The organism is Terrimicrobium sacchariphilum, from assembly GCF_001613545.1.
Lineage (GTDB): Bacteria > Verrucomicrobiota > Verrucomicrobiia > Chthoniobacterales > Terrimicrobiaceae > Terrimicrobium > Terrimicrobium sacchariphilum.
In genome coordinates, this window is the sequence record NZ_BDCO01000002.1 from 3,522,789 (window position 1) to 3,548,247 (window position 25,459).

The 25,459-nt window shown below is 58.8% G+C and carries 19 protein-coding genes and 1 tRNA gene; 8 read left to right on the plus strand and 12 right to left on the minus strand.

What is annotated here, in order from left to right:
* Positions 1–7 precede the first annotated feature (7 nt).
* Genes TSACC_RS16445 through TSACC_RS16465 form a run of 5 tightly spaced genes read right to left on the minus strand, consistent with a single transcriptional unit; the run spans position 8 to position 6,284 of the window.
* Positions 8–646 carry a hypothetical protein gene (locus TSACC_RS16445; RefSeq protein WP_075080311.1) on the minus strand — a complete coding sequence of 213 codons (639 nt, stop codon included), beginning with the start codon at positions 644–646 and terminating at the stop codon, positions 8–10.
* A complete protein-coding gene (locus TSACC_RS16450) occupies positions 639–4,100 on the minus strand; it encodes a hypothetical protein (RefSeq protein WP_075080312.1) in 3,462 nt (1,153 codons plus the stop codon). Before TSACC_RS16450 ends, TSACC_RS16445 begins: the two co-directional genes overlap by 8 nt.
* Positions 4,101–4,107: 7 nt before the next feature.
* Positions 4,108–5,061, minus strand: coding sequence for a prepilin-type N-terminal cleavage/methylation domain-containing protein (locus TSACC_RS16455; protein WP_169809684.1), 954 nt, complete (start codon positions 5,059–5,061; stop codon positions 4,108–4,110).
* A 19-nt stretch (positions 5,062–5,080) separates the two neighbouring features.
* A complete protein-coding gene (locus TSACC_RS16460) occupies positions 5,081–5,545 on the minus strand; it encodes a hypothetical protein (RefSeq protein ID WP_075080314.1) in 465 nt (154 codons plus the stop codon).
* A gap of 1 nt (position 5,546) precedes the next feature.
* Positions 5,547–6,284, minus strand: a complete 738-nt coding sequence (locus TSACC_RS16465; RefSeq protein ID WP_075080315.1) for a hypothetical protein — start codon at positions 6,282–6,284, stop codon at positions 5,547–5,549.
* A gap of 120 nt (positions 6,285–6,404) precedes the next feature.
* On the opposite strand from TSACC_RS16465, the gene TSACC_RS16470 reads away from it, so the two are divergent.
* Both TSACC_RS16470 and TSACC_RS16475 read left to right on the plus strand, forming a co-directional pair.
* Positions 6,405–7,541: a GntR family transcriptional regulator gene (locus TSACC_RS16470; protein ID WP_237763986.1), complete on the plus strand. Its 1,137-nt coding sequence runs from the start codon at positions 6,405–6,407 to the stop codon at positions 7,539–7,541.
* 253 nt (positions 7,542–7,794) lie between these two features.
* A complete protein-coding gene (locus TSACC_RS16475; RefSeq protein ID WP_153811487.1) occupies positions 7,795–8,643 on the plus strand; it encodes a hypothetical protein in 849 nt (282 codons plus the stop codon).
* A 1,425-nt stretch (positions 8,644–10,068) separates the two neighbouring features.
* Here the strand turns inward: TSACC_RS16475 and TSACC_RS16485 are convergent.
* From TSACC_RS16485 to TSACC_RS16505, 5 genes are all read right to left on the minus strand, one after another.
* Complete coding sequence (locus TSACC_RS16485; protein ID WP_075080319.1) at positions 10,069–12,018, minus strand: sodium:solute symporter family protein; 1,950 nt, start codon at positions 12,016–12,018, stop codon at positions 10,069–10,071.
* Positions 12,019–12,092: 74 nt separating this feature from the next.
* Positions 12,093–14,144 carry a cellulase family glycosylhydrolase gene (locus TSACC_RS16490; RefSeq protein WP_075080320.1) on the minus strand — a complete coding sequence of 684 codons (2,052 nt, stop codon included), beginning with the start codon at positions 14,142–14,144 and terminating at the stop codon, positions 12,093–12,095.
* Between the two features lie 48 nt (positions 14,145–14,192).
* Positions 14,193–14,906, minus strand: coding sequence for a type II secretion system protein (locus TSACC_RS16495; RefSeq protein WP_153811489.1), 714 nt, complete (start codon positions 14,904–14,906; stop codon positions 14,193–14,195).
* Positions 14,907–14,956: 50 nt separating this feature from the next.
* Positions 14,957–15,679 carry a discoidin domain-containing protein gene (locus TSACC_RS16500; RefSeq protein ID WP_075080322.1) on the minus strand — a complete coding sequence of 241 codons (723 nt, stop codon included), beginning with the start codon at positions 15,677–15,679 and terminating at the stop codon, positions 14,957–14,959.
* 40 nt (positions 15,680–15,719) lie between these two features.
* Positions 15,720–16,727: a LacI family DNA-binding transcriptional regulator gene (locus TSACC_RS16505; protein ID WP_075080323.1), complete on the minus strand. Its 1,008-nt coding sequence runs from the start codon at positions 16,725–16,727 to the stop codon at positions 15,720–15,722.
* A gap of 108 nt (positions 16,728–16,835) precedes the next feature.
* Here TSACC_RS16505 and TSACC_RS16510 point away from each other — a divergent pair, with 108 nt between their 5' ends.
* The 5 genes from TSACC_RS16510 (at position 16,836) to TSACC_RS16530 (ending at position 24,182) form a co-directional block, all read left to right on the plus strand.
* Positions 16,836–19,298 carry a beta-mannosidase gene (locus tag TSACC_RS16510; protein WP_075080324.1) on the plus strand — a complete coding sequence of 821 codons (2,463 nt, stop codon included), beginning with the start codon at positions 16,836–16,838 and terminating at the stop codon, positions 19,296–19,298.
* A 2-nt stretch (positions 19,299–19,300) separates the two neighbouring features.
* On the plus strand, positions 19,301–22,126 hold the full coding sequence (locus TSACC_RS16515) for an alpha-L-rhamnosidase-related protein (protein WP_075080325.1): 2,826 nt from the start codon (positions 19,301–19,303) through the stop codon (positions 22,124–22,126).
* Positions 22,113–23,105 (plus strand): sugar phosphate isomerase/epimerase family protein, encoded by a 993-nt coding sequence (locus tag TSACC_RS16520; RefSeq protein ID WP_075080326.1) that lies wholly within the window; start codon positions 22,113–22,115, stop codon positions 23,103–23,105. Before TSACC_RS16515 ends, TSACC_RS16520 begins: the two co-directional genes overlap by 14 nt.
* Positions 23,102–23,812: an SGNH/GDSL hydrolase family protein gene (locus TSACC_RS16525; RefSeq protein WP_075080327.1), complete on the plus strand. Its 711-nt coding sequence runs from the start codon at positions 23,102–23,104 to the stop codon at positions 23,810–23,812. Before TSACC_RS16520 ends, TSACC_RS16525 begins: the two co-directional genes overlap by 4 nt.
* A gap of 294 nt (positions 23,813–24,106) precedes the next feature.
* A tRNA-Arg gene (locus TSACC_RS16530) sits at positions 24,107–24,182 on the plus strand.
* 27 nt (positions 24,183–24,209) lie between these two features.
* Here the strand turns inward: TSACC_RS16530 and TSACC_RS16535 are convergent.
* Entirely contained in the window at positions 24,210–24,491 is a 282-nt protein-coding gene (locus tag TSACC_RS16535) for a hypothetical protein (RefSeq protein WP_075080328.1), read from the minus strand.
* Positions 24,492–24,648: 157 nt separating this feature from the next.
* Here TSACC_RS16535 and TSACC_RS16540 point away from each other — a divergent pair, with 157 nt between their 5' ends.
* On the plus strand, positions 24,649–24,969 hold the full coding sequence (locus TSACC_RS16540) for a hypothetical protein (RefSeq protein ID WP_153811490.1): 321 nt from the start codon (positions 24,649–24,651) through the stop codon (positions 24,967–24,969).
* A gap of 62 nt (positions 24,970–25,031) precedes the next feature.
* Here TSACC_RS16540 and hisI read toward each other — a convergent pair whose 3' ends face one another.
* Positions 25,032–25,430: a phosphoribosyl-AMP cyclohydrolase gene (gene hisI, locus TSACC_RS16545; protein WP_075080330.1), complete on the minus strand. Its 399-nt coding sequence runs from the start codon at positions 25,428–25,430 to the stop codon at positions 25,032–25,034.
* Between the last annotated feature and the right edge of the window lie 29 nt (positions 25,431–25,459).

The following is a 25,459-nucleotide window of genomic DNA, read 5'->3' on the forward strand; positions in this document are numbered from 1 at the left end:
GGTGCGCCTACTGGGAGTCGGCTTTGAGATATTTGTTCAACTCGCCGAGAAAGGGCTCGGGCATGCTGAGGTTTTCCGGGGGAAGAAATCGATAGGTGAAGACCCGGGACCCCTTGCGCCAGGCGACCGGGAGTTTGGAGTCCGCCGCGATCCAGGCTTCGCAATCCGCCTCGGGATTCACGTAATGTTCGCAGAGTTTTCCGTCCTTCGTTTCCGTGCCTGCGAGATACTTCGGATCGAGCCAGGTCGTACCCGGGAAGGCATCGCGGAAATCCGACATACCGTCATCCAGAGGCGTTGCGCGATCATTGAGCCGGGTGACATAGATATCCGGGAAAGCCGGGAAGCGGCTCAGCAGATAGTCGTCGGCAATCCAGCTTTCCACGGTTGCTCCATTGGAGATCGTTTGAACCATCCGGGCGCGGGAACCCGACCTCCAGATCTCGATCTCCACGACTTTTGGCGTGCGGTCATCCGTCCTTGCCGCCTTTTCGCCTTTGGCATCTGTCACGATGATCTTCCACCGCCCCTGTTCCGGCGGGACTGCTGCGACCGCCGGCCTGGGCGCCGCCGGTTCCTGGCCCGGCGACCATACGACCGACAGCAGAAAGAAGGATGCGGCAATACAATAACAAAATCTATTCATAAACAGCCTCCAGCTCCCTGGCGACGACCTCGCCCGTATAGCGGTCGATCGCGAGGTGCAGCCAATAGCGGCGCTCTCCCTGCACAATGAAGGAGCTGTTGAGCGCAGCCTCCGTTTGCGGGGCATTGGCAGCAAACATGCCGGTCTGGGCCACGACATCGATCAGGAGATTCCAAGTCCGGGTGTCGGCCGCATCCACGAGGGCGCGCATCGCAGCTTCCCGGCGCGTCTTGAAATACCCGTCGCTCGTGTTGGTGGGTCCATTGTCAAACGCGGTCGGGAGGTCGTCGCCCACCCGGGTGGCAAGCTCAGCCACATTGCGGAACGGCGCCGAGGCACGTTTCTGAATGATCAGATCGGCGATCTTGCCAGCTTCCGCCGGGGAAAGTACGGGAGGAAGGGTCGTTCCGTCGTCGGCTTTCTGCGCACCGGTGAGGATGGCGGACAGCACGGCTCGGGATGCAGTGTTGAGATTGACACGCCCGGCGACCACAGGCTCGTCCACGACCGTGAAAAAATCCATCAGCGCCGCGTCTGCGCTATCCGAGCTGAAAAGGTTGAGCGATTTCCAGGGGTCTCCCCGCATGGCAAATCCCATCTCTCCAACCGAGCGAAATGGCCGGTTCAGCATCGTCGGCCTCATCGCCCGCACGGCCTGTGCGGTCGTCCCAGAGGCCACCTGCCAGAGAGGGGACACCTTGTTGCTTTCGTCGCCATCCGCCCTCCGCACGACTCCATCGAGATCCGTGACGAAGCTGCTCGCCCCCGCCTTGTTGTCCGCCGTCTTGGCTGGCTGAAAGGTGTTGTTCGTGCTCCATCCGGTCCACATGGTGATTCCGGCGGGATTCTTCGGGTACCCCGAGTTCGATGTCGGCTCGGAGTCAAACCGATTGGCCCAACTATTGGGCCGTATGGTGGTTTGCGCGACAATCGGGCGGCCATTCAATCCGATGGTGCTGACCATGCCACCACGCTTTGACCTCGGGTCCATGGCGCTCAGCGCGGTTAGGCCAAATGCCAGTCCATTGCCGACCGAGGTGCCGCGCCCGTTGTCAGAACCCCAGCCAGAATTCAGGTTATACTTTCCGGTCAGCCAGGTGGTGCAGCTTTTGAATCCGTACTGGTACCAATGATCGAGATAGAAGCTCCGGGCCTGGACGGACTCATATGTACGCCAAGTGCCGTCATCATCCTGATACTGGAGGGCGAACGTCGGATATCGCCCCCCGCTGCCCAGGGCGTTGCGGGCGTGGTAATACGAAAGCGACGCCGGATCGGAAGGATTGCCCGTGATCGCACGATCTCTGGCGGGCTCCCCCGTGATCGGATTGACCGCGGAACCAAGATAGAAACCCACCAGATAACAAGGCGAGGTGGTCGTAACCGCCGTCGTGGAGGATGCATAGGAAGGTTGCGCCGGGCTGCCAAAGTAGCCAGAGGGGTCATTGGTCGCATCGATCGGCGCTCCGGAAAAGGTCACGCCACCGGTCATGGTGGAGCTTGGGATCAGCAACTGCGGTTCCGCAAACGTAGAACCGCGGGCCGTGAACTCCAGGTAACGTCCGGTAAGATTTTGCTGCGCCGAGAGAAAATTCGTTCCGCTGCTGGCTTCAAGGTAGGCTCGTCCGTCGGTGCCGATGATCCGGTACTTTCTGTCGGCCGTCTGGTCGGCAGCGTTTCCATTCGGATTCCAAAGTCCGAACTGAAGCCAGCCCTCCAAAGTGGGATACTTGGGGTCGCCGCGATTCGGCCGGAAGATGGTGACATAGAGGTGATTGAGATATGGCAGGCTTTCCGTGCCATAGATGGGATCAAACGATCCAAACTTGATCACGGTCGGATGATTGTCGGCATCGTACTGATCGATCAGGTTGGCTCCGATTTGGAATATCTGGACGTCTTTGTTTTGATCGATGGTCTTCGTGACGAGATGATTGTCGTTGTCGCTGTATTTGCCGAGGGAACCGGCGAGGATTGCCGCCTTAAGCAGTTCGAAAAAATCCGGCTCTCGCCCCTGGGCGGCGACCTCGTCAAGGGTGGCAATGCTCGTGGCTCCGCCTCGATACACCCACGGCTCGTCCTTTGCTGTCGCTCGGGTCAGCCCAAAGAACCTCTCGATATCCGAACCCTCCGCAGCCGTGGCCGAGTCCGTCACCAGAGCCAGCCGGGTCAGCGGAAACCGTTGATTGACCAGCACCTCGCCGATCTCCGCTCGGGACCCATCTGCACGAACGAAGGCTTTTTTTGTCCTCACATTCGGGACATTGCGATTGGGCGACACGGACTTCTCCGCGTCGGTCTTGTATAGGAATCCGTTGCTGGCATCGGCCTGCGGACTCCACGAGGGAGCATTCAGTGAACGGGAGAACGTGCCCAGATACTGGAGCGCGTTGGGATTGAAATTCTCCGTACCAATGCTTGAGCAAAAGCGGATGAGCGCCTGCCGGGATGGAAATGCCTGATCAGTGCGCCCGTTGGGATCCGCCACGGAGCGCACATCCGGGGAGTCGGCCGAGCCAGATGCCGCGAGATCAACGTAAGCCGGATAGACTGACGGCCCGCTAAAGGAGAGAGCAGGGAATACACCATCGGGCTGCCCCGAAGCGTTGCGCAGGGAGGCGTAGTCCCGCCATCCCACGGTGGAGTTGATCCCGGCTCCCGTCATCCACGCATTTCCCGAAGCGTCCTTCAACTGGGTCAGATCGGCAAAAGCCAGCGATCCCTTCAAGGCATAGCTTGGCGGCATGGTCGAACCGGAGGCATATGGAAGCGGTGACGGATACCCGGCGACATTCATATCCAGCAGCGCCCCTTCGTCATAAATCGCGTAGGCGTAGCGCCCAATAACGGCCTTGTCGGGGGTAGCCAGCTTGACCGGACCCGCATTGGTCACATACACCCAGCCCGGCGCCGTGAAAGCCTCCGCTCCGCTGCTCACCGGCGTCGTGTCCTGCGGTTTTGCAGGGTTTCCCAAGGGCAGCAGGTAATGACTGTTCCACCGCTTGAGTGAGATGCTCCGTCCGTTTGCCGACGGCGTGGTGGAGTTGGCCGGAGAGGCCGGATGATCCGCTCCGGGCGCGCCAATATCCGTGGCGGTGCTGACACGCAGCAGAGTCGGAGAGGGATTGGTGGGAGTATTTCTTACCGGCACCGCTCCGGCAGTGGAAACCGGCGTGTAAATCGTCGTGGCTCCCACTGTCGTCTGGGTGGAGCCGTTGGCGATCTCCTGCTTGAGATCACCAGTGACGATATCCATCGCGCTTCGCGCCAGCTCGTCGGCCATGGCCTGATGCAGGCTGCTGTTGGAAAGCTGCCGATCCCACATCGAACGCGAGAAGTACGCGACCACCAGGCCCGTCAACAGCACGACCAGCGCAAGTACGATCACCAGCGCGACGCCTTTCTCAGGCCCGCGGTTCGCGACGAGGTCGATGTTTGAGGAGCGCAGCTTCATCCGGTGTTCAAAGGGCGGGGGACAGCGAAAACGTGCGTTCGTAGGTGTGCAGAGCGGCGGAGGCGGAGGGGGGGATGCCATTCCCGGCGTCTTCGATCATGGACTGCCACTGCGTCTTGAGGTCGCCAGGAGAGGTCATCGTGGAAGCATCGAAATCCTTCATCCTGTCGGCCAGCGCGGCGAGCTGCTCATCCGTGATCAGCTTCCTGCTCTTGGGATCCACGACCGCGATGGTCACGACGATGGCGGCAACATCGCGCAGCCCGTCGACCGATGACCGTCCGGGTATACGGGTATCCCATGGCGTCGCGCTGGCCATGGACGGGAAAACGACCCCATTCACATTCTGTCCGCGCAGGAGATAATAATACTCCAATCGGAAGACCTGCGGCCCGGCATTCTCATAGCGGGAATCCGCCTGGGTGGCGGATACTGCCGCCGGCCAGTTGGAGGAGATCCTGTTATCCCCCGAGGCGGAAACGAGCGGCCCTGACGGGCCCGAGTAAGCGACGGACGATGCGCCGCTCCACTCCAGCCCGCACCCCAGCCGCTCCAGGTGATTCAACGGCCCTCCGGCATCGCTCTCATTGATCCGCCAGGCAACGACGGAGACCGGACTTTGCATCGCAGCGCTAGCCGAGGAATACCCCGGGACCTGACTGTAGAAAGCCATCCGGTCATTGCCCGTCTGGGGATTGCTGCCGGAGGCGTCGCCCACCGCCGACTTCAGAAAATAGTCCACATCCGGCCGCCGCATCATCTGCGCAAAATCCACCGCCATCCGGCCAAACACCGCCCTCGCCTGGGCATCCGCATCCATGCGCTGGTTCCGGGACCCCGTCACTGCCGTCGCCGAACCAAAGATCTGGCTGATGAAGACCAGCAGCACGGCGAGGACCGCCAGAGATACGAGCAGTTCCACGAGACTAAAGCCACGCCAGGCCGCCCGATTCCATCTCATGGTGAATATCCTGGCCACGTCAGTTTCGATCCAGGGCAACAAAGGATTCCGCATATGCCACGGGTTCCGCCGCAGAAGACGGCCAGGAGATCTTCAGATGAGCAAGCGTAGCCCTTCGGCTATCCGTCCCATTGGGAGGAAATGTGACGGTCAAGCGGTACCGTGACTTTGAATCCGCCGTCTTCGACCAGCTGCCATTTTCGTCGAGAAAAAGCGTGGCGACGCTTTGCGTGGTGACGGGGTTGGCTGGAATCTCGATGGCGTAACGCTGCGAGGCAGCCTTCTGCCCCGCAGGACTCGTCCCCGGCGTTGCTCTCAGATCGGCGGCAATGCTCGAGAGAAAGCCAGCCGCCGCCGTCTGCTCGACCGCCGCCTGATTACTTCGCAGTCCGACGGGGATCAGGCCAAAGACAACGACCAGACAGAAAGCAGCCACCCCGAGGGCAAGCGTCACTTCCACCAGGCTGAAGCCCCTCGCCTTCATCCTACCTCCGATAGATCTTTACGTTGCCAGCAACTCCGCTCACCTGGATGGCGGTCAGGTTGCTCTCCTGAGGATCCACGACAGCTCCTCGCGCAGGCTGCAAGCCGATCTCCACCACAGGCCGCAAAGCGCTGCCCGCATTGTTGATACGCGCTTCCCCGCGAGGATTGAACTCGATGGCTTTTTGAAAAACATAGCCCCCCATGGAAAAGGGTGTCTGCGAGACCGCGCCACTTTCAACCCATGCTCCCCCGTCGTTCGCGGGCGGGCGTGAATCAAAATCCGCCCCGCCGCCCGTCCCTTCCGGGAAGGTTTTCAACTGCATGTTTTCGATTTTCACCGCCCGGCTGAGAGGCGCGACCCGGTCCGCAGGAAGCTGCCCGGGGCTGGCCAGATCATAAATCATGGTGCCATCTTTGGAAGCGACCACCCCGACCACGATCCGGCCCTTCCCCGCGCTCCCGGGCGTAGTTGCAGTGACGTTCTCCTCAAAAAATCCGACCCATACATAAGTATTGCGCGACATGGCATAGGAGCGCGCGTTCTCGATGATCGACGCCACCTCATAAGCCGCCGACGAAACATTCGCCGCCCGATTGATCCCGGTGAATGCCGGAGCCGCTATGCCCATGATGGTGATCATGATCGCCATCACCACCAGCAACTCCACCAGGCTGAAGGCTGCCGAGGAACCTTTAGCCAGAGAGCATTCCACTGGTGTGCTGGATAGTTTGGTCATTCAATCAGGGGGAGTGGATGACTAAAAACTATCGCGCCACCGACACGCATCAAAGTTTCGTTTGAAAAAAACTTTCAATTTGGCTGACCATTTTAAAGAGTGCGAAATCCCTCCATCGACATGACTCCAGGCTCTCCATCGCTATTCCAATATCAGGACACCGTCGGAAAACTCCGGCTGTATATCGAGCAAGAAAAGCTGCGTCACGGCGACAGGCTCCCGCCGGAACGAAAGTTCGCCGAGCTGTTTGGCGTAGGTCGACCCACGGTTAATAAAGCCATCGCCTGCCTGATAGCGGAGGGATTCCTCCGCCGCGACGGATACAAACTCTATGTCGCCGGATCACCGCTGACAGCGCCAAAGGCAACGCACATCGGCGTCCTATGCCCGCACCCTCTGCACAAGAAGCAGCGCATCTTTCATAACCTCGTCGAAGCCGCCCACGACGTGTGCCATCTCGCCAAGGTGGGCTTTACCCCAATGCTCTCGGTGGATGGTCCGCAGCAGCAGGAGCAACTCTCCGAGATGCTAAAGCTGAAGACTGACGGCATCGTGATCTGGCCTCATCCCGATCACGACTACATGGAGACCTTCAAGCGCATCACGGATCGCAATATTCCACTCGTGGTCAACGACTGCAACTGGGGGCCGTTTGATTATGTCGGTGTCGATAACTTTGCCGGCATCCAGACCATCCTGGAACACCTCGAGAAACAGGGACATCTCCACATCGCCTACGTCACAAAGCACATGTCCTATCCCAACGTCGAACAACGATGCGAAGCATATCGTTACCTGGCCGCCCGGATGTTCTCGGAATCCTCGCCCGGCAGGGTCTACCAGATCCCGCTCGAGTCCGAAGAATCCCTGCCGGAAATCATCAAAAAGATTCAGCGCAAGGACAAGGAGGTGACCGCCATATGCTGCAGTCATGACATGGTCGCCATCGAGGTCATCCGCGCCTGCCTCCAGCAGGGCATCGATGTTCCCGAGCAGATTTCCGTCACGGGATTCGATGGTATCGAGGCCGGGGAAACCTGCCACCGCCCTCTGACCACCGTATGTCAGGATTTTTATCAAATGGGATTGCTCGCGGTGGATCTGCTGATTCGCCGGATCCGTATGAAACACATCCGCCACGCCGCTCAAATCCAGCAAATCCGCGTCATTCCTCACCTCGTCGTCCGTTCCTCTACCGCCCCCGCTCCCCAAAAATCTCGTCGCAGGCCCGCAGCAACGGCAAGAAAGCACAACTAACACCGGCTTCACGAGGCATCCGCCGGGACGAGCGGAGATCACCTTTTCCTTTTCTCCGCCTCATTCCAAAGCAAAAGACCGAACGCCTTTCTTCGGAATGCGCCTACAATTTGGAAAGCCAATTTAGAAACTAGGTTTTACTTTTCGATTGGGAAACAGCGCTTCAAGCGAGAAACTCGACACGAAGCCATTTCAGAACCGATCGCGCAGCGTTGCTGGACGCAGGAAGGCCGCAAAACTATCGAACCCAAACATGAGAATACCCCCTCTGAACATGATCGCCCTTTCGGCGATCATTCTGACATCGCCTCTGTGCGCAAACACTTTCGTTTACGAGCCATTCGCCTATTCCCTGGAAGACGGAGCCGATATGAAAGGCGTCTCAACAACCGCCCAGGGGCTGAATGGCAAATACCGCCTGAAGATCACTCCCACCTCGGCGAGTGATGGCACCGGAGCGGCCACATTTACCGCCATAGGACTCGAATTTGGGAAGGGCTTCCATCCGGTGTCGGGCGGTGCCGTCACCGTCACCGCTACGGCAGGCAGCGAAAAGAACGGCCTCCCCACCCGTACCGAGCTCTCCGTAAGCCTGAGCGCCGCTCCGACAGGCACCGTCTACTACAGCTACCTGTTCAAATTCGATAATGACTTTCCGCCCCAGAATTCCGGCAGCACCACCACTTCTGTCCGGTTCGGCGACCTTATTCTGGCCCCAAACTGCTCCCGAAATTTCCGAAATTCCGCCGGAGTCGGCCTGGGAAAGATCACAGCGATCAGCAGCGATTTCAATCCGTTGGGTGAGGCCGTCTATCTGGTGATCGGCAAGCTATCCGGTCCAGAAGCCTGGATCTGGATACTGGATTACCCGAGCTATGAGCAGTGGGTCCAAAAAGGCGCTAGGGAGGATCAGCTCGCGGGTTTCTCCCTGGCCTCGGCAATAGCGGCCCCGGCAACGGGATCTGTCAATACATCTGGCGAGTGCAAGATCGAGGTGTTTTCCGGAAATTTCGCTGGCAAGGCAATGTCCATGTGTCTTGACGAAATCGTCGTCGGAGCCTCCCTGGTCGACGTAACCACCGGCCCTGCCGCACAAAACTAACAGCCGACATCAAAGATCGCCAAATTTCTGCGATGCCAACAACCTTAGCATCAGTCAATATTCATGTGACGCCCTGGTTACCAGCAAGCATCTCAGCAAACGCAAGGCGGCCTCAGACCTGCGCCGGCAATATCCAGACAGGAACGGAAAACAACGGTCGAACCTATAGGTCCCGCGGCTGGAGACGAAATCTTTGCCTGCTTTAGTTTCTCCGACGACGTGCGCGGAACATTCGAGAGCAGACGCAAGCTTCCCGGTCCCTCAGCTGGAATCGTCCAGATGGGACTTACCATAGTGGGATCGAAAGGCGCTCTGTCCATGCGCTTGAATGACGCCACAACCCCGGTTTGCAAACTGCGCATCAGGCGCTCCCTCTCCCCACTGGAAGACGAGACTCTCTTTGAGGAAGTCCCGTCGAGAGAAAAATGCTTTATTGCGGGATCGGAACCGCTCGACCACTCCTTATGCGGGCGCCCAGACATTCCTCACGCCCCTTTCTTCCTTGAAGCCAATCGCTTTGCCGCCTCGGACTTGATAAATTCCATTAATGAGAACCGGCATCCTGTCTCCAACGTGTTCAACGCTCGAATGGCGCAGGAAATGATCTACGGCGTTTACGCATCGACTTTGACGAAGACAAAGATCGATTTCCCCTCGCCAGCCGACAGCATTCGCTGGAGCAATGACTGTAAGTAGTGCCCGCGATGCATAGGGACCTATTTCCAGCCCTCAATTGACAGTACCCCTTGCGGAGCCCCGATCCCTCTCTCCACGGAAAAGTGAGAAGGGCAAGTCCTATTTTGGCGTCTGCCGTAGCGACCTCTACCTCCACCCGCGCTCGCTGCTCGTTTTTGACCTTCGAAAGCCGGACCTCGGCCACGGAAAAATGGGATGTCTCGAGCGCCTTCCAAACTTCTTTGCCGTTGCTCCAGATTCGGGCATAGTAGCGGCTGCTCTCGCCTTGCCGAATGAGGTTCTGCCGGAGCTGTTTAGCCCATCTTTTTGGGGATCGTGGAGCCGGATTTCGCATCCGCACCGCAGAACAGCACCGTAGAAAAAATCAAACGGAGGATGAAAGGAGTATGCTCGCAGCAACAAGTTTAGGCCAGTTCTCAAGAACTGGTTTAATATCTCCATAGGGAATCGCTCGGCCGTCCATTAAATTCGCCACCAATCTGATCCGCCGCACGTTTAAGATCAATAGATCAACAACTCGCACCATATGGGATGCGATCAAGCGCATCCACGACGCACAGGAAAACTTCTCCTCCAAAGATCACTCCATCCGGGATCTTGTTTCAGGATAGTCCAGAAGAACTACATGAGAGCCATCTTTTGAGCGAAGCAGATCGGCTTCCAGAGCTTCCAAAACCATGGATGAGAATCCGTCTATTACGCACACCAATTCCTAAGGCAACGAAGGCTTCAGTGATCACTGACGTTGTGGTGATTGACGACCATGCCGTTGTCGAGAACGTCGACTCGTTCCTGACGGAGGCGGCTGAAGAAAAGCTTCATGTCGCGGATGCCTCCCCAGGTGAACCAGATTGCCGTCGCCGCGGCGAAAAAGACGGGGATGCCGATGCCTACGATATGCCAAAAGTGTGACCAGACCGCGACCGGCCATGGGGCGATGAGGTTCCACGCGGTACCAACGACGAAAACGATAAACCAGATCATGCTCCAGACAAAAATGCCGCCTGCGAGCCACTTGTCGCCACTGGTAAAGTGCTCGTCGAGACCGATAAGCTTGCCCCAGGTGACGCGTTTTTCCGAGCGAGTTTCAAACTTCTTCTCCGAGGCGACGGCGTACTGTCCGCGATGCAGCATGCGGTCCATGTTGAAGTCCTCGCGACAGGTCAGGAGCGAGACCGCACCGTAAACGACACAGGCCAGGATCGAGCCGAAGAAGGAAATCTGCATGCCATTGAGGGGAAAGGCATCACCCCAGATCTGCCGGGCGATGATGCCGGAGGAGACAAAGGTGAAACCTGTGAGCAAGCCCGCCCAGGCCCCGGCGGTGGTGCCTTTCTTCCAGTACAATCCCCCGACGATGGCGATGCCTGCGCCGCCTACGTAGAGGGCCTCGGTCACCGCAAACCACATCATCACGTACTCGGTTTGCTTGAACATGCACCCAAAGCAAAAGGCGAAGAGCGCCACGCCGACCATGGACCACCGCAGGAGGCGGATGTGATCATTGGGCGCAAAGGGCTTTTTGCGCAGCGGCAGGATGACGTCTTGAATAAAAAGGCTGCCCCAGGAGAGCAAATGCGTACCGTCTCCTCCGAAGATGCCCATGAGCAGCACGATGCACAGGAGACCCTTTATGCCTTCTGGAAGCATATAGACGATGGCAATCGGGACTGACATCTGCGATTGCATAGTCGGGTCTCCGATCCGGGCGATCTCCGCCTTGGCCACAGCGGAGGCCGCGGTAAAGTCGGGGTGCGCGAGAAAGGTCATCGCGCAAACAGCGAGGAGGGTAATGACCGCTCCGTTGCCGAGACCTTTCCAGTTGGCCATGATGCCGCCCATGCGCGATTCGTGCGCTGTCACGGCGGCAGTGCTATAGGCCCCCTGGTTCTGCCATGCCATCGTCCGGTAGATCATGCCAAAGATGATCATGAGCATGAACCAGAGGTTGAAATCCTTGATGGCAAAGGAGTCGAACGGGTTCAGTAGCGACTCGCCAGCCGGGCGATTCTCCAGCACCTGGGATACCTCGCCCCAGCTGAACATCGTCATGAGAAAGGCGATCACGATGACAAAGATGACCATCGTGACCATGCCCTCGATGCAGTTGGTCACCATGAGCGTGATGAGGCCGCCGGAGAGCGTCAGCGACAGGCTGATGATCAGGAGCAGGGCCATCAGCGGAATGTGCGTGGCGATTTGCCACCCAAACATGTTCACCGTCTGAGGAAGGCCGAGGAAATACGTCATGAATCTCGCCCCCACCACGGGGATGATGCCAAAGTTGGCCATGCCGGCGGCAAACCCGAGAAACCCGGTGAAGAGGCGGAACCGCTTGCTGTAGCGAATCTCAAAAAACTGCGCCAGCGTGAGAGCGCGTGTCTCGCGGAAGCGATAGATCACCCATCCGCTGATCGTGACAATCAGCATGATGGGGATGCTCAGCCACGTCCACCACGAGAGAACGAAGCCGGACCGCGATATCATCTCGAACGTTCCCACGAAGACCACCGCGCCCGCGCCCTGCTCTCCCTTTGCGACAGCCAGCAGGTAGCGACCGGCCATTCGTCCGCCAGAGAGAAAGTCCGCGACCCCTTTCATGTAGCTTCGCGTGTAGACCGCGACAAAAAGGAGGCCAATAAGGGGTAGCGAGATCAGCAGCCAGTCGATCGTATGCATGGAAAGTCAAGGAGTCGGAAAAACCCGACGGGAATGTGGGTGCGGTGGGAGAGACGTTGGAACCTTTCAGGGCATCAGCTCTTGGCCGCGGCCGTAGTCTCCGGCTCCCGTGCGGCGACCGTGACCTGAATCCATGCAGCGCGGGCTGTGACCCAGAGGGGAACCTCCAGGGTATTGTCCTCGGTCACGCGAAATCCAACCAGGCGCGAACGATCCTCGTTGAGATCAGTCAATTCCACCGATACCACCCGCTGATCTGGGGGAACCTTCAGGCTGATCTGCGAGGCAAAGTCGACGTCGCGCTTTTGCAGCTGGTTCATGCGCCAGAATCCGATGAGGTACGAACCACCTCGCGACCAGGAGAAGGACTTGATCTTTTCCGGCGCAACGGAGAAGGACACTGGCAGGTCGATCGCGGCCAGCGAGCCGACATCGCCAAAGGCTTCCGCGATGCGTCGATAGGCCAGGAAGGCGGGACGCAGGCGCGAGGTATCTTTGGCAACGATGCCAAAGTTTGCCTCGTAGTCGTAGTCCACCTCATCCTGCTTGAAGTCATACCAGTAGAAGCCCGCCACCGGCACGCCGCGCAGACGCAGGTTCAGGGCGAGCAGCACCTGGCGGGTGAGATAATCCGCCTGCCGGATTTCGCTATCGACCTTGCTGTAGCCCTGCTTGCTTACGGAGTATCCGATCTCGGTGATGTAGAAGGGGAGAGATTTGTTCTCCGGGGTCTTCGCGCGGCCGAGAGCCAGCCAGTCGCGGACTTCTTTCTCATAACCTTCCGGATCGAGACGATCCTGCAACACATCGCCACCTTCCGGGGCGGAGGCACCGCGATACGGATGCGCGCTGATTCCATCGGCAAACTTGAGCAGTCCTTGCTCAAAGGCTTTTTCCGACCAGATCCGGGCGATGTCTTTTGGGCCTTCCACGAGCTCCTTGAGGTTTTCGTGTTCCCATGCCCCGCCCCATCCCGAGACAGATCCCACGACGAGATGGGTGTCCGGCGCAACCTCGCGTATGGCTTTGGCAAAGGCCCGCGCGGAGGCTACGAATTCCTCGATCGATCCATCCCAGAATCCCTTGAGATTGGGTTCATTGTGCAGTTCGACTGCGGTAACGGAGGGATGGTCTTTTGCTAATTGGCCGATCCACTTTGCGAAGGCGGCGACATTGGGATCGGATTTCTTGCCAAACATCGGGACCAGCAACACCGAGATGCCAGCCTCGTCGTACTGCTTCAGGCATTTCTCGACGTGGGCCCGGTTTTCCGCAGCGGTACGGTTGTTGCCGCCAGCGAAGGGCTTGTCCCCGACGAAGAACGGTTGGTAAAGCGGCTCCCGCACGGTTTGGATGCCGCTTTGCTGCAGCAGGGGAAGGATATACTCCTGGCCCCAATAAGCCGGTCGGGGAGCGCCATCAACCGTTCTGGCCTTGGCGGGGAAAAAAAAATCGGTGTGCATGAGGTGTCCACACACACCGAAGAAGGGGATCGCCGCCCTCGCCCGGCCCGGCAGACCCGGGCTGGGCAGAAACGCCACCTCGCGATAGCTTTCAGTGGGAACTAGGGCTTTTTTTTTTGTCGGTTGCTCATCGCCTGCGGGCTGAGCGTCGAATGTCACCTCGGAGAGGACGATCTGGTTGTGATCCGTGACGAACTGAGTGCGGAGCTTCTTGGCCACGATCGGTGTCGCAAACTCCACGGACACCTTTTGGATCGCGCCAGATTCAAAGGGGATCTCGATTTCCGCCACCGGCTCGCCATTCAGGTCATCATCGGCATAAATCCGCACCCGGTCGGGATGGCTCTGTGGCAGGTCGGCCGCCGGATGGGTGATGACCACCTCCATGCCACTGAACTTAAGCAACTCGTCAAAGCTCCAGTCGATGCTGAGGTTTTTTACATCCCACGCACCGAAGACATTCTGCGGGCCGGTGGGACCAGAGTCCTTGTTGGTCAGCAGGGATTTGTTGGGGTCCGCCTCGATCAATTTGTCGAGACCCGGCTGCTCCGGATAGTCGTACGTGCCATAATAAGGCGAGCCAACCTCCGCCCAGGCAGTCGACAGCCCGAGAGCGATAGCAAAGGCTCCGGGGAGGGATTTTCGGAATAGGGAGTATTTCATGGAAATGCGGTAAATTTTGCGGATGGAATCCGTATCCGGATGGGAGTTTTACTTCTGGCCGTCATCCCAGAGGCCGCCCTGTCCCCAGCCATTCCAGCCAAAGGAAAAACCCTCAGGATTCTTCGGGTAGGCACGTCCCCACTGATTAGGCATGGATTCCACATGACCGTCGAGCAGCGCGACATTGGAGCGATCCTTGGGATGCCAGTAAACCGTGGGCGAACGCAGAAAGGTGGCATCGAAGGCAAGAATGACCTTTGATGGTTCCTCCACGGCGGCCAGGGTGCCAGGCACGGAATTGCCGGGCCGATATCCATTGGAGGCACTGAGGTAGGTCACGCCGCGTTCCGTGGAGTTGGCCACTTCGTAACTGTTGCCTGCCCATTTGAAGTTCGAGTTCTTGAGATCGTTCCCGCCAGCTCCTCCGATGTCTGCCGGGCAGTGAAAGACCTCGGCATTCGGCAGGTAGGGACCGAGTGTACGCTGGGAGAGGGAAGGCCCTCCCCACATGGGAGGATTGCCTCCCCAGCCGAGAAGGTTGTCCGTATCATAATTGCCGATACGTCCATTGTGCTCACCAGCATACATGATGAAGGCCGCGCCGATCTGCCGCAGATTGGCGACACACTTGGTTTCCTTGCTCTTTGCCACGGCGTTTTTCATCCCGGGAATGAGCAGGGCAGCCAGGATCGCGATCACTCCGATGGCGGCGAGCAACTCTACCAGAGTGAAAGCTTCGCCAGGGTGGGATCGGCGAGTCATGCGACGGCCCGGGTTCATGAGGTGTTCTGGGGGGGGAGGAGGCAGGCTGTTTAGGCTGCCTTGCGTCGTTTAATAATAGCGATGAATGCGAGTCCCGCAATGATCAGGCCCCAGGTCTTGGGTTCCGGAACGGTTCCCCAAACCGCCATTTCGCCGAGCACCACCTGATGGTAGTAGGTCTGGCCGGGAAGCACGGGTTCTCCGGCATTTGGAGCATAACGGTTGGTGTAAAACATCACGTATTGGGCGTTGACCGCAGCCGCCGGGTTGATCGTCAGGATCTGGTTGCTGCCATCGGATGGAGCGGGATCTGTCCAGCGACCGAAAAGTGTGTAGTTCACCCCATCAGTGCTGGTGTAGGCCTGGAACAAGCCGACACCCGCGGTATTGTTGGAGGAGTTGAACAGCGCGGAGATCGTGACGTACTCGATGCGGTAGACGTTGTTCAGATTAAAGATCGCGGTCTGTCCCACACTGGAGTCCCAAGCCGAGAAGGTGGCAAAGTTGCCGCCGCCGCTGGCGCTGGTTCCGTCCACCATCTTGGTAAACGAAGTGTCCTGCGCGAGGGTCTGGGAATCCGTGTTGCCCGGACCATTGCCAGCACTGGTATTAGTCCCCCAGGTGTAGGTAGCGCCGGTGGAGAGCTTTACGACACTGCCCGGATAGTCTCCGCTCGTATTGTTGTTGGACAAGAGCACCGCGGAGCACGGAGTGACACCGGCAATCACGAAGGCAACTGCCGCAGTAAGGATGGAGGTGTTGATGATACGCATGTGGGGAGGGAGTTGAGTTGCTGGAGGGGACAGGGAAAAGTCAGCGAGACGGCGGCGCGCAGGACTGGCGCACGATCAATTCGTTCTCAAGAACCTGTGTGGGAAGCTCTTCGGACTTGCCTTTCAGCTTCAGGTCGACCGCGCGCGCGGCGTCGTAGCCCATGCGGCGAAGCGGTTGGCGTACCGTGGTGAGCGGCGGATTGTAAAAACGGCTGCCAGGATTGTCGTCATACCCAACCACCGAGATATCCTCGGGCACCTTGAGCCCCATCTCGGCACAGCGGCAGATCGCGCCGCATGCCATCAGGTCATTAGTGGCAAAGATGGCCGTCACGGAGGGATCGCGATCCAGGAGCCAGCCCGCCTGCTTGTATCCGGCGAACTCGCTCAGCCCGGAGGCATCGTGCTCGACGATGAGTCCGCTCGGCAGCTTAATCTCCGCCTCCTCCATGGCCTTCTTGAATCCTGCCAGGCGTTCCTGGTGGTCGACGTTTCCGTCAAGCTGACCGCAGAGAAACCCAATGCGACGATGACCGAGGCGAATGAGATAGCGCGTCTGCTCATAGGCTCCCTGGAAACAGTTGCAGTCAATATAACCGACGCTCTTTTCCTCGCGGCGGGAGGTGACCAGTACGAGCGGAATGCGCGCCGCCTTCATGGACTCGACATCATCCGCTTCGGCTGGCGAAATCATAACTGCACCGTTGCAGCGCTTTTTACGCAAGATCTCCGCCAGCGAAACCGACTCGCCGACCTGCTTCGGGCTAAAGTAAATCAGTGAGGTCTCAATGCCTGCCTCAAAGGCATAGGCCGACACGCCGGTAAATACCCGGGAGAAGAAACTGTCAAAGCTCGGCGCATCACTGCGTACCACGACACCTAAACGCGTGTTGCGGCGAACATTCCCGCGAGGCCGGTAACCGTTGCGCTCGATCACCTCCATCGTCTTGCGGCGCACTTCGTCGCTCACGCCGTCCTCGTGATTCAAGATCCGGGAGACGGTCGCAACGGAAACTCCGGAGGCTTTTGCGATCGCTGTAATGTTCATTGGTGCGAAATAAATTCCATTTCTCCCGAAATGTCAAAAGAAAGTTACGTAACTTTTAAATGGATTTCCGAAAGAGCAGTGTTACAGAGGTAGTTGTCTTTCCTGTTCATGAATCTTTCCTCCTCCCCTTCGATACGGTGGTTTTTCTCGGAATCCGACGCGCCCAAGTGGCATGAAGCCGAGGTTCCCGGCTGTGTTCACACCGACCTGCTGCGACACAAACTGATCCCGCACCCCTTTCTGGAGCAAAACGAGGAGAAGGTGCAATGGATCGAAGAGCGAGCCTGGAGGTACCGCTGCGACTTTGACCTGGAGGAGGGAACCCTTGCATCGGAGCACGTTGAACTCGTAGCCGAGGGCCTCGATACGCTCGCGGAAGTGATCCTCAACGGCGAGATCATCTCGCACACCGAGAACATGTTCCTGGAGTACCGGTGGGACGTTCGCTCGCTGCTTAAGCCAAAGGGCAATCGCCTTGAGGTCGTTTTCTCCAGTCCGATGGAGTACATCCGGGCGCGGCAAAGCCCTAGCGACATGCCGGAGGCCAATGATCCGGTCGGCGGCTCATCGCACATCCGCAAGGAGCAGTGCTCTTTTGGCTGGGACTGGGGTCCGCGTCTCGCCACCTGCGGGATTTACAAACCGCTGCGCCTGCACGCGTGGTCGCGCAATCGTATCCGCTCGGTGCGCGTCGAGCAGCGACATGAAGCGGGAGACGTCACGATCATAATGCACCCAGATCTCGCAAGGAAAGGACAGGTCGCGGGAGTGATCCGGCGCCAGGGGAAAACGGTCGCCACGCTCAAGGACGGAGCCTTTCACATTCGCAAGCCCGAGCTGTGGTGGCCCGCCGGGCATGGATCGCAGCCGCTCTATGAGATCGAGATCACGCTGATCGAGCGCGGAGAGGTGGTGGATACCTGGCAGCGACGCATCGGCCTGCGCACGATCGTGCTCGACCGGCATGCGGATGAGTTTGGTGAGACGTTTCAATTTGTCGTCAACGGACGTGCGATTTTCGCCAAGGGGGCCAACTGGATTCCGGCGCATAGCTTTGTCACGGAGGTACGGCGGCAGGATTACGACGATCTGCTGACTAGTGCCGTCGAGGCCAATATGAACATGATCCGCGTCTGGGGCGGCGGGATCTACGAGATGGAGGAGTTTTACGATCTCTGCGATGAAAAGGGGCTGCTCGTGTGGCAGGACTTCATGTTTGCCTGTGCGCTGTACCCCGGCACCAAGGAGTTCCTCCGGAGCGTCGAGCAGGAGGCCCGCCATCAGGTCGCGCGGCTCGCCCATCGAGCCTGCCTCGCACTCTGGTGCGGCAATAATGAGATCGAGCAATCACCCGCCGAGATTCTGAAAACCAAGCAGCGGAAGGCGGCCTACGAGAATGTCTTTTACCGAATTCTCCCGGATGCGGTGGCCAGATACGATGGGGTAACGGCCTACTGGCCATCGACTCCCCATAACCCCGCGGGGTATGAACTCGGCCACAACAGCGAGGACGCAGGCGACAGTCACTTCTGGGAAGTCTGGCACGCGCGCAAGCCGGTGAATACCTACGAGACCAAGCGGTTCCGCTTCTGCTCGGAATTTGGCATGCAGTCGTACAGTTCCCCGCAAGTGGCGCGCACCTTCTGCCCGACCGGCGAACTCAATGTTCTCAGCCCGGTGATGGAGGCCCACCAGAAAAATCCCGCGGGCAATCTCATCATTCTCGAGTACATCTCTCGCCGCTACCGTTTCCCGCTGGATTATGCCAGCCTCGCCTATCTCTCGCAGCTGAATCAGGCGTACTGCATGAAGGTCGGCGTGGAGCACTTTCGCCGCTCGATGCCTTGTACGATGGGCTCACTATATTGGCAGCTCAACGACACGTGGCCAGGCTTTTCCTGGAGCAGCCTGGAGTTTGGCGGACGCTGGAAGGCGCTGCACTATGCGGCGCGGCGTTTCTATGCTCCGGTGCTGGTCTCCGCCCGTCTGCTCGGCGACGAGACGCAGGAAAAGCACAATCGCCTGCGCAATACGATCCACGAGGTGGCACTGTATGCAGTCTCCGATCTCGCCAAGACAACAAAGGCTCGCCTGGAGTGGACTCTATACCACATCGATGGTCGGCAGGTTCTTTCCACCGGGCGCAATATCCGACTGGAGCCGGGAAGCTCGCGGCTCGTTGAAAAGCTCGACCTCTCGCATGAGATCGCCCGGTACGGGCGCAACGTCCTGTATCTGCGCGTCGCACTGCGCGTGGCGGGCGAGATTCTCTCCCAGGATACGGTGTTTCTCACGGCTCCGAAATTCATGGAGCTGCCACGAACGAGGATTCGTTACTCCGCCAGGCGGAAGACCGCAGGCCATTGGGAAATGGAGTTTCACAGCAAGGGGTTTCATCATCAGGTGGAATTTGATCTCGGGGATACTGCTTTTCGCGCCAGCGATAATTTCTTCGATCTTTATCCCGGTGAGAGTCACGCCGTCCAGGTGCGCCTGAGCGACGATCTCACCCTCGCCGAGCTCAAGCAGCGCCTCACGATACGCTCGCTCGTCGACACCTACGGAGAATAGCCGTGTCCAACACACCCTTCGACGGTACGAAACGGATCTGGGCTGGGGATCACCAGGCCGGAGAGGTCAATTCCCATTTCCTCTTCGAGCGCGACATCACCCTGCCCGCCATTTCCGGGCAGGCGATGTTCGCGCTGGTGGCCGAGAGCCGCTACCGGCTGCGGGTGAATGGGGAGTGGATCGGGGACGGACCAGCGCGAAGCTATCCCGATCATCGATATTATGACGATTGGGACATAACGAAGCACCTGCGCTCAGGCAGCAATCGCATCGAGATCGCCGTGACTCACTGGGGAGTGGATACCTTCCAATCCCTCAATACGCCTCCCTTTCTGCTCTGCTCGTTGCGCCTGGACGGCCAGACGGTACTGAAGAGCGATACGTCGTGGACGGCTCGGCGCGACACCAGAAATCTCCAGCACGTCCCGCGGGCCTGCTGCCAGCTCGGTTTTGAGGAGCATTACTCCGCCACGGCATTGGAGCAGGCAGGCTCTCCCGCGATCGAGGCACCGGGCGCAAGCGAGTCGTCATCTTCCCTTTTCCCTCGCCCAACCCGGCCGCTGACCCGCATTCCGCGCGACTTCCGTTACGCACTCGCGACCACCTGTGTGATGCCGATCGACCGCTCGTGGACATTTCCCGTGAGGCGGCTTTTTTCCCCGCAGCCGTTGGGTATCAACATCCTCGGCATGGCCGGAGTGCTGGGAGCAACCTTCTCCTGCTCAGCGAAAACCACAGCAGACTTCCATCTGCTCGGCCCGGTTGCCTCGGTGCAGGTGAATGGTGTTTCCCTCCCATTGGAAAAAGAGGACGATCTGTTTCGGACCACCGTCCAGCTATCGCCCGGCGAATCCTGGATATCGATCGCCGTCTGCACGGAGTACGATCACGCGACCGAGCTGGCTTTCGGGTACTGGGCGGACCACCCGATCGAGTGGCCCGCCTCGCCATGGCTCTCCAGCGGCCCCCTCTGGACCACCGACATCCTGACGAACAACTTCCTCAACCCGGCGGACGAGGCCAGGCTGGTCCGGCCTTTCGCGCCATCGTTCGGAGGTATGTTTCAGGCGGATCAAAAGGAAACCAGCCGCGTTGTTTCACAGTTTACCCAGGCGAAGAATGAGGCGTCTTTCCGCTCTGTATCCGGAAGCAAGACCCGTGTATTGCCTCACTCTTCAGCAGTCACGAAGGATGCCTATTTTGCGATCCGCACCGATCGGGTGAAATCAGCTGAACCTCTCGCGGCAAGCCCCATTCCCACGCAAATCTCCCGTGCAGGCACCCGTCTCCTGATAGACCTCGGGGCGATGAGCGTCGGCTACTTTGAAATGGATTTTGATGCCCCGGCGGGAGCGGTGGTCGATGCCTATTTCTTCGAGCATCTGGAGCGAGATGATGACGGCTCGGCGACGATTCAATATCTCTACCAGGAGTCGATCTCGTACCGCAATTCACTCCGATACACGGCGAGAGAGGGACGGAATCACTTCATTTCCCGACAGCGGCGCGGGATACGATACGCCTTGCTCGTCTTCCGCGACGCGCCTGTGGTGATCCATGCGCTACGGGTCATTGAGTCGACCTATTCACCGGAAACCGTCGGCACGTTCTCCTGCTCCGACGAGGAGTTAAACAGGATCTTTGCCATCAGCCAGCGCACGCTCCTTCTTTGCATGGAGGATACCTACACCGATTGCCCGACGTATGAGCAGACCTACTGGGTGGGGGATGCGCGAAACGAGGCGCTCTTCTCCGCGCACGCTTTTGGCGCGTATGACCTGTTGCGGCACAGCGCAGAGGTTGCGAGTCATTCGCTTCGAGGTTCCGCTTTGGTAGTCAGCCAGTGCCCGAGCGGGTGGGATGCGGTCATACCGTCCTTCAGCTTTCTCTGGGGCATCGGCGTGTGGGACACGTATTGGCAGACCGGCGACGCCGACTGGCTGGCTCGCATTTTCCCAGCCGTCCTGAAGAATCTCGACGAGGCCTCCCGGCTCTGCACCGACCGTGGACTATTTTCCGCGAAAGCGTGGAATTTCTTCGATTGGACGCCCATCGACCAGAACCAGGAAACCGTGCTTCACAACAGCCTGCTGCTCGCCGGGGCGCTGGAAGCAGGGAAGCGTTGTGCGGAGGTCCTCGGGAAAGCCGGGGACGCCTCGCGCATCGCCTCCCGGCTGGCGGAACTGAGGTCCTCCATCAACCTTCTGTGGGATGACCAGACCGGCTCTTTTCCGGATGCCATCCTGCCCGACGGAATGCCCAGCCGAAAAACCAGCCAGCACACGTCATTTCTGGCCCTCCTCTTCGGCGTTCTGCCTGAGAGCCGTCGCGACAGGGCCTTGGAAAATTGCCTGCGCCCTGCACCGGACATGGCCCCGGTCGGCAGTCCCAATGCTCTTTATTTTCTCCTCAGCGCCATACGGGAATCTCATCCCTCGGAGGTGATCAAAATGGTGCGCGATTTCTGGGGGAGAATGGTCGCCGCCGGGTCGACTACGGCGTGGGAAATGGTCAATCAGGAGCAGTCAAGATTTCCCACCCGCAGTCACTGCCACGGTTGGTCCAGCTCCCCGGTCTGGCTGCTGCCAGTGCATTTTTTTGACCTTCGCCTCCTGGGCCCGGGCTGGAGCAAGGTCTCCATCGCTCCGCGCGTAGAGGACGTCACCCACGCTAGCGCCGTCGTCTGCACCCCGCACGGCCTGTTGCGGCTCGCCTGGAGGCTTTGTGCCGACGGGAAGGTGGAGACGTCGGTACAGGCCCCGGTCGGCGTGGAGGTCTCCGTCCGGCCACCCATTTTCCCCACCACTCCCTCATATGATCACCCCTAACCGCTACTCCGTCATTCTCGGCAACCTCGGGAATACCTGCGACCGATTCCTCCCGACCGGCTATAAAGAATCCCGCCCCAAGGAGGAAATGATCCGCCAGGCTGCAGAGATCCCCGGTATCCAGGGCATCGAACTCGTCGGCTCCTGGGACATCACCGAAGCCAACGCCCGCGAGATGAAACACACGCTGTCCGCAGCCAAACTGGAGTGCGTCTCGATCATCCCCGACCTTTTCTCCCAAAAACGCTGGGGAAATGGCAGCTTCAGCGCAAAGGACCCGGGAACACGCCGCGAGGCGCTGGAAGAGACCCGCTCGGTCTGCCGCATCGCTCTCGATATCGGCTGCCCGTTGATCAACCTATGGCTGGGGCAGGATGGTTACGACTACCCTCTCACGGCCGACTACCGCCGCCAGCGCAGCGACCTCATGGAGGGAATCCGCACCGTCGCCGCCGAGTATCCCGGTCTGCGATTTGCCCTGGAGTACAAGCCGAAGGAGCCGCGCACCCATTCCTTCCAGGCGCGCGCGGCGGATACTCTGCTGATGGCGGTGGAGACCGGCCTGCCCAATGTGGGTGTATGCATCGACGTGGGCCACGCTCTCATGGCAGGAGAGAACGTCGCGGAATCTGCCGTGCTGCTCCAGCACCACGAAGAGCGGCTGTTCCACATGCATTTCAATGACAACTACCGGACGTGGGATGACGACATGATCGTCGGTTCACTTCACACGGTGGAGTACCTCGAGCTACTGCACTGGCTGAAGGAGACCGGGTACTCGGGCTGGTACTCGATGGACCAGTATCCCTATCGCGAGGATGGCGCAGCGGCGGTGAGCGAGAGCGTCGCCTTTCTTCGTTCGCTTGAGAAATTGCTTACTGCGGGGAGGCAGGATGAAATCCGCCGCCTGATCGCCTCCGGCGATGCCACCCGGTCGACGCGTTGGATGCGCGAACTGCTCTTTGGAGCACTGTCGTGAAGAGGTTTTTTGAGCGTATTGCCGAGAAGGCCCGTGATGTCTCCCAATCGCCGATCATCACGGTGGCTTTCGGAGACAGCGTCACTCAGGGCGTGATGGAGCATAATTTCCTGGATAGCCGCCACGTCTACCATCGCGTCCTGCAATCAAGCCTCGAGGATTTTTTCCCCAATACGACCTTTTCCACCATCAACGCCGGAGTCTCCGGCGGCGGCTTACCTCAGGCGCTCGAGCGTCTCGACCGCGATGTCATCGCCTATCAGCCGGACCTGGTGTTAATCGCATTTGGCCTGAACGATTCGCTTATGGGCGAGGCGGGGTTATCTTCATTCGGCGAGGGACTCAGCTCCATCGTTCACCGCATCCGGGAACAGAGTAGTGCAGACATCATACTGCTAACGCCACCATTCATGGCTCGGAAGCCGAGTCATCGCATTCATCCCGAGCACCTGCCCATGACGGACAAAATCCTTGAGACGCAAAATAGCGGCATGCTCGGACGCTACGCAGACGAGGTCCGTCGTGTCGCAAGCCAATATCAGGTCCCATTGGCAGATATACACAAGGAATGGCAACGACTGGCGCGTTGCGACCTGGACACCGATCTCTGGCTCATCAACGGACTAAACCATCCCGATCAAAGAGGTCACAGACTAGCTGCGGCATCAATCTTTCATCTCTTGCTAAAGCATAGGCGTCCGTTGTAGCAACCTCTACGTTCGCCCGCGCTCGCTGCTCGTTTTTGACCTTCGAAAGCCGGGCCTCGGCCACGGAAAAATGGGACGTCTTGAGCGCCTTCCAAACTTCTTTGCCGTTGCTCCAGATTCGGGCATAGTAGCGGCTGCTCTCGCCTTGCCGAATGAGGTTCTGCCGGAGCTGTTTAGCCCATCTTTTTGGGGATCGTGGAGCCGGATTTCGCATCCGCACCGCAGAACAGCACCGTAGAAAAATCAAACGGACGGCGAAAGCAGCCAGATAAAGACGTTGATTATCAACAATTTGCGCCCGTAGCTCAGTGGATAGAGCACCGGTCTTCTAAACCGATGGTCGCTGGTTCGATCCCAGCCGGGCGCGCCACTTTTGATCGTGACGAGTGGATTTCGCTCAGGAGCCGGCGATTTCTTTTTGGAGGGCGTTGATTTTGTCCTGCAGGGCCTTTTTGTCCTTCACGCTCGTGCTTTCGCGAAGTTGCCGTTGGTAGGTTTTCAGGATTTCCTTGCGATTCCGGACTTGTTCCGGAGTCAAACCATGGGGCTGGGGAGCTGCTGCGTTGAGGGATGGGACGGGGGGCGACTGCGCCGCCTCATCCGCGGCGAGGAACTTCGTATAGATCAACCATGCGACGGTGACTATGACAACGGCGGCAAGCAGGTAGAAGGGCCTCATATCGTCGGTGGCGTGCCACCTGGTCGGCGGCGCGACGCGTATCTTCTCAAATTTGCCTCCGGGCTAAAGCGAAAAAGCGAAGGTCGCCCACTCACTTTTGTCGTGTTTTCCGGAAAATCGGGTGACAGACTGCCTTGAGGTAACCCCATTTCGCACGATGAAAGCATTCGCCTTGGCAATCGCTCTGGTGCTGGCAGCTGGCACGTTGCAAGCAGGTGTAGACACAGTTCCCACTGGAGGCTCAGCCTCAGGGGTTCCGAGGATTCCCCCGGAGATCCTGCTTGGGATCAAAAACCGCGTCGTTCTCTTCCATCCCGGACAGCCGAAGGTGCAGATGGAGCGTATCTGGGAGGAAATCGAGGCCTATCAGGCTCTGAAGCGCATTCCCAACAATCCCGCCAAGCGCGAAGCGGCCGAGAAGTATCCGTTTCACTACACCAAACAGCTCTATCTCGCGCAAAGGCCCCTCTGGGGGTAGGAAATCTCCCTGGCGACTGGGAAGCGCCCCAGCCGCCATTGTAAAGGAGAACGCAGAGCGGGCTACTTCTTGTAGACGGCGGAGTCGTCGAAAGCCTTCTCTTCCTTGATCGGGAGGGATTTCCCTTCCATATCAAGTTCCTGAAAGAAACAGCTCTGATAGCCGGTGTGGCAGGCTCCGCCGGTTTGCGAAATCTCGAAGAGGAGCACATCGCGGTCGCAGTCCACATACCAGCGGTGAATTTTCTGGGTGTGCCCGCTGGTTTCGCCCTTAAGCCAGAGTTTCTGCCGTGAGCGGCTCCAGTAGTGCATGAGCCCGGTGGAGAGGGATTTTTCGAGAGCTTCCCGGTTCAACCAGGCAAACATGAGGATGCGGCCGCGTGGTGCGCCTTCTCCTCCGGTATACTCCTGGAGGATGGCGGGAATGAGGCCATCTGAGGTAAATTTGAAATCGAGTTCCACTGTTGCAGGATTAAGCCATCGTGGGATAA